The organism is Pseudomonas sp. GW531-T4 (assembly GCF_017349615.1).
GTDB classification, from domain to species: domain Bacteria; phylum Pseudomonadota; class Gammaproteobacteria; order Pseudomonadales; family Pseudomonadaceae; genus Aquipseudomonas; species Aquipseudomonas chlororaphis_I.
This window is the reverse complement of record NZ_JACMZT010000086.1, coordinates 1-4,730: the sequence shown is the minus strand read 5'-3', so window position 1 is coordinate 4,730 and position 4,730 is coordinate 1. Positions and strand designations below refer to the sequence as shown.

General features: G+C 63.6%; 1 protein-coding gene and 1 pseudogene. Both read right to left on the bottom strand.

Features of this window, described 5'->3' with window-relative positions; translation table 11 throughout:
- On the bottom strand, nt 1-3,072 hold a 3,072-nt coding region (locus J4D28_RS30290; protein WP_207246528.1), incomplete at its 3' end, for a hypothetical protein.
- Between the two features lie 272 nt (nt 3,073-3,344).
- Nucleotides 3,345-4,730: pseudogene (locus tag J4D28_RS30285) on the bottom strand (hypothetical protein); the annotation flags it as partial.

Sequence of the window (4,730 nt, the reverse complement as noted above, 5' to 3'; positions counted from 1 at the left end):
GAGGCTCAGGGTGAACACGTCGGTTGCGCCCGCCTTGGCGGTCAGGGTGTTGCCCAGGACGCTGTAGGCCAGTGCCACCCCGCCGGAACTCAGGGCTGGCAGGCCGCTGGTGTTACTCGACAAGCTAAAGCTCAGCGGCACGTCGGCCCCGGACTGGAAGATACCGGCCACGCTGCCGCTGGCGACAGTCGCCTCACCGGCCACATCGCCGACACCGCCGGCAATGCCATTGGCCAGGCCGTCCTCATCGACGGTGCCAGTCACCGCAGTGCCATTGGCGGTTGGCGTGTCGTCATCGACGGTGATCACCAGCTTCTCGGCGGCGGCCGTTACCGTGTCGCCATCCTTGTCCGTGACTTGCAGCAAGGTGCCGAGGTTGAGGGTGATGTCGTTTTCATCGTTGCCGGCTGGATGATCCAGAGGCTGGAGCAGGGTGAAGTTGTAGGCCCCGGCGGCACTGAGGCTGAAGGTGAACACATCGACTGCGCCCGCCTTGGCGGTGAGGGTATCCCCCAGCACGCTATAGACCAGCGCCACGCCACCGGAACTCAAGGCCGGCAGGCCGCTGGTATCGCTCGACAAGGAAAAATTCAGCAGTCCATCGGCACCGGCCTGGAAGATCCCCGTCACGCTGCCGCTGGCCGTCGTTGCTTCGCCAGTCACATCGCCGATACCACCGGCAATGCCATTGGCCAGGCCGTCTTCATCGACGGTGCCGGCCTCGGCGGCTCCGGTTGCCGTTGGCGTATCGTCATCGACGGTGATCACCAGCTTCTCGGGCGCGGCCGTTACCGTGTCGCCGTCCTTGTCCGTGGCTTGCAGCAGGCTACCCAGGTTGATGGTGATGTCGTTCTCGTCATTGCCGGCTGGATGGTCCAGCGGCTGCAGCAGGGTGAAGCTATAGGCACCCGCGGCGCTGAGGCTGAAGGTGAACACATCGACTGCACCGGCCTTGGCGGTGAGGGTGTCGCCCAGGACGCTGTAGACCAGCGCCACTCCACCCGAACTCAATGCCGGCAAGCCACTGGTGTCACTCGACAAGCTATAGGTCAGTGGCACGTCGGCCCCGGACTGGAAGATACCGGTGACGCTGCCGCTGGCCACGGTGGCTTCACCCGCTACATCACCGACACCGCCGGCAATACCATTGGCCAATCCGTCTTCATCGACGGTGCCGGTCACGGCGGTGCCGGTCGCGGTTGGCGTATCGTCATCGACGGTGATCACCAGTTTCTCGGCGGCGGCGGTGACCGTATCCCCGTCCTTATCCGTGGCTTGCAGCAGGCTGCCCAGGTTGATGGTGATGTCGTTCTCGTCATTACCGGCCGCGTGATCCAGCGGCTTGAGCAGGGTGAAGCTATAGGCCCCCGCGGCGCTGAGGCTGAAGGTGAACACATCGACTGCACCGGCCTTGGCGGTCAGGGTGTCGCCTACCACGCTGTACACCAGCGCCACCCCGCCCGAACTCAGGGCTGGCAGGCCGCTGGTGTCGCTCGACAAGCTAAAGCTCAGCGGTACATCGACGCCGGACTGGAAGATCCCGGTGACGCTGCCGCTGGCCACGGTGGCCTCGCCGGCCACATCGCCGACACCGCCGGCAACGCCATTGGCCAGGCCGTCTTCATCGACGGTTCCAGCCACGGCGGTTCCGGCTGCGGCCGGCCCATCGTCCTCGAAGATCATCTGCGAGCCGATTTCGGCGGTCGTGGTGGCGGCCTGGCGCAGGACGAAGCCACCGATGTCGAAGTCGGCGTGGTCATTGCCCTTGGCGTCCAGGGCGGCGCCGTTCTCGATCAGTACGCGGTTGTGGTCCGCGGTGGTGGTGTATTCGATCTTGTAGCCGGCCTTGACGCCAGTGACGGTGGCCACCCCGCTGGCAAAGCTGATGGCAATGCTCGGATCATTCACCGAGCCGTTCGAGTTCTCGATCACTTGCCCGGTGCTGTTGTCGATGACCAGAACACTGGTGATGGCCACCGACGTATCGTTCGCATAGCCGTTGACGAAGTCCGTGCCGCTTTCAACCGCGGTGCTGAAGGCACTGATTTTTACCACCGCACTCTTGCCGCTTTGCAACTGCACCACATCGAAATTGGCGGTCTTCGCATTAAAGACCGCGGTGTAGTCGATGTTGGCTTCGACATCCGCTTCGTTCTGATCCAGGTTGGGAATGGTCACGTCCTGCCGGGCGCCGGTGACGAAGGTAAAACGAATGCCTTCCTGTTCCACGATCATCTGGTTGTTGGTGCCGAAGGTGGTCGGCCCGCCTGCCTGGCTGGTGTTGATGGTGTCACCGGTGTTGATGTTGACGCCCGTCGACTCGTCGGCGGGGTCCTTGCCGGTGGCGATGATCGTCGGATCGCTGATCCGCAGGACACCCCCGTCATCGACCACCGTCGGGTTGGCTGTGGTGAACATCAGGAACAGGTTCTGCCCGGAAGGCGCATTGGCCAGGCTGAACTTCAGGTCCTGGCTGGCACCGACGAACACCTTGTTCAGCAGGTTGAGGGCATCGTCCGGGTTGCTCGCGTCCGGGTGCTTGAGCGGTTGGTATTCCACGGTCCAGAGCTTGCCGCCCGAGACCGGCGACCCGGTTTCCTCGATGTAGCCGGCGAACACGATGGCGCCGTCAGGGCCACCGGCCCGGCCCAGGACGATGTTGTTATTGTCCGTATCGGTATAGAGCAGGATGCTGGTGCCATCGAGGGTATCCAGGCCGCTGTCCAGGCCATTGAGCGGCGCGCCGAGGCTGTCGGTGAACTTGATATCGGTAATGTCCGCGCCGGGCGCCGGGTTGAGGGTGAAGGCATTGCTGCCGGTGTCACCCACGGCACCGGTGTAGCCACTCAAGGCGGCATTCGTTGCGGTACCCGCGCCAAGGGCGGTCAAGCGGGTGGCGAAGGCCGAGGGCAGGGCGGCCAGCAGAATGTCATTGTCGTCGGCGTCCCCCGCAGGGGCTGGCGTGGCCGTGGCGTTCTGCAACCCGCTGGTTTCGTCCAGGGCAACATTGACGCCGGTCGCTACCACGAGCGGGTCGCTCGTGAGGGATAGGTTTTCTTGCAGGGTGGTCATGACATTCTCCTAGGCAGTTCCAGTCGTTGGGGCCGCACTGGGCCCTCTGCTGGCAGATGCCACAACTATGGGGATGCACCGCAGAATGCGCATTGGCCGATACTCCCAGGCGGGCTGGGAGTTTCAGCCTACCTGGGCGGGGAAGCGGGATGAGGCGCGGGCGCCGGTCCATTGCGTGCCCTTCAAGCCTTGCGCTGCTTGAGCGTTCGGCGCGGTAAAAAAAACGAGGGCGGTTTCCAGGCCACCCTCGTTTTGGTTTGACGCGCCAGGTTTCAGACGCTGCTCAGGACAATGTCGGTATTGAGCAGGTCGACCCCGAGCAGGGTGATGGTCGTCAGCTGTCCGCCGGTCTCGGCAATCGTCACGATGCTGTCGTTGCCGGCATTGTTGATCGACTGCACAGTGGCGCCCGGGTCACCAACCAGTACCACCGCATCGCGCTGGCCTGCTCCGGCATCGAAGCCTGTGACCTGGTACTGGTTCTCGGCCACCGACAGATCGATGTTGAAGGCATCCCGTTCACCCGTGGTGCCCACCAGCCTGAAGTCGAACAAGGCGTCGCTCGGGTCGTTGGCGAACAGGTTGGCGTCGAATGCGCTGGTTGCCGTATCGCCATCCTTGTCCGTGATCGTGGCGTTGAACGCCAGCTGGATATCGCTGGCCAGGCTCTGGGTTTCCTTGATGAACTGGATCACCGGGACCTTGATCGTGCCCTTGCCCATGGTGAGCTGGACCGCGTCGATCAGGTGGCTGCCATCCCACTGGACGGTGAAGGATTTCTGGTTTCCGGCCTCCGCGTGCAGGTCGGCGGCCAGCACCTTGATGGGCGCGCCCGAAGTCGTGCCGTTGTCGTAGTAGATCGTGTAGTACAGCTCTTCCGTGGCCGGGTCGTAGCCCTGTACCGAGTTGTCGATAAAGATCTTCATGGCCGTCAACAAGGTCTCGGGGTTGACCACGAAACTTTCGTCACCGGCATTGATGCCCGCCGTGGTGTTGCCCTCCAGGTTGTTGTTGGCGATACCGATGCCCGAGGTGCTGACGTTCATGGCCGCCGAACCGATGAACGATGGCAGCGGGTTGGTCTGCAACTGGGCTTCGGTCGGGTCGGGCGCCCCGAGCCCGATACCGGTCAGGATGCTGTTGTCGCCGGTCTGCGGTGCCAGCGGATTGGCGCCGAAGAACACTACCTCTTCGGTGCCTATCGTCAGCGTGCGTACCGGGTCCGGCCCACCGGCATCCAGCGAGCCATCGGCACTGCTGAGGACGACGATCGAACGGAAACCTTCCAGCAGGTCCAGGGCATAGGTGCCATCGGCCTTGGCGGTCAGGGTGTAATGGACAGTGGTATTCGCCGTGGCCGCATTGTTGTCGAAGTCGCCGGTCAAGGTCCCGGCGAACTGGTAGGCGCCATTGCCATCGGGTGACGGCGACTGCTCGACCAGTGTGCCGGTGCCGATGGTGGTGGTGTTATCCGGCCGGACCAGGGTGAACTGGTTGTTCACCAGCGAAATGTCCAGGCCGGCCGCGCCCAGCCCGTCGGCTCCGGCCGCCTTGTTCCAGTAGCCTTGTTGCGCCAGGTCGGTCCCGGTGCCGATCAGGTTGCCGAAGGCCAGGGTCGGCGTATCGTCATCGACGGTGATCACCAGCTTGTCGGCCGT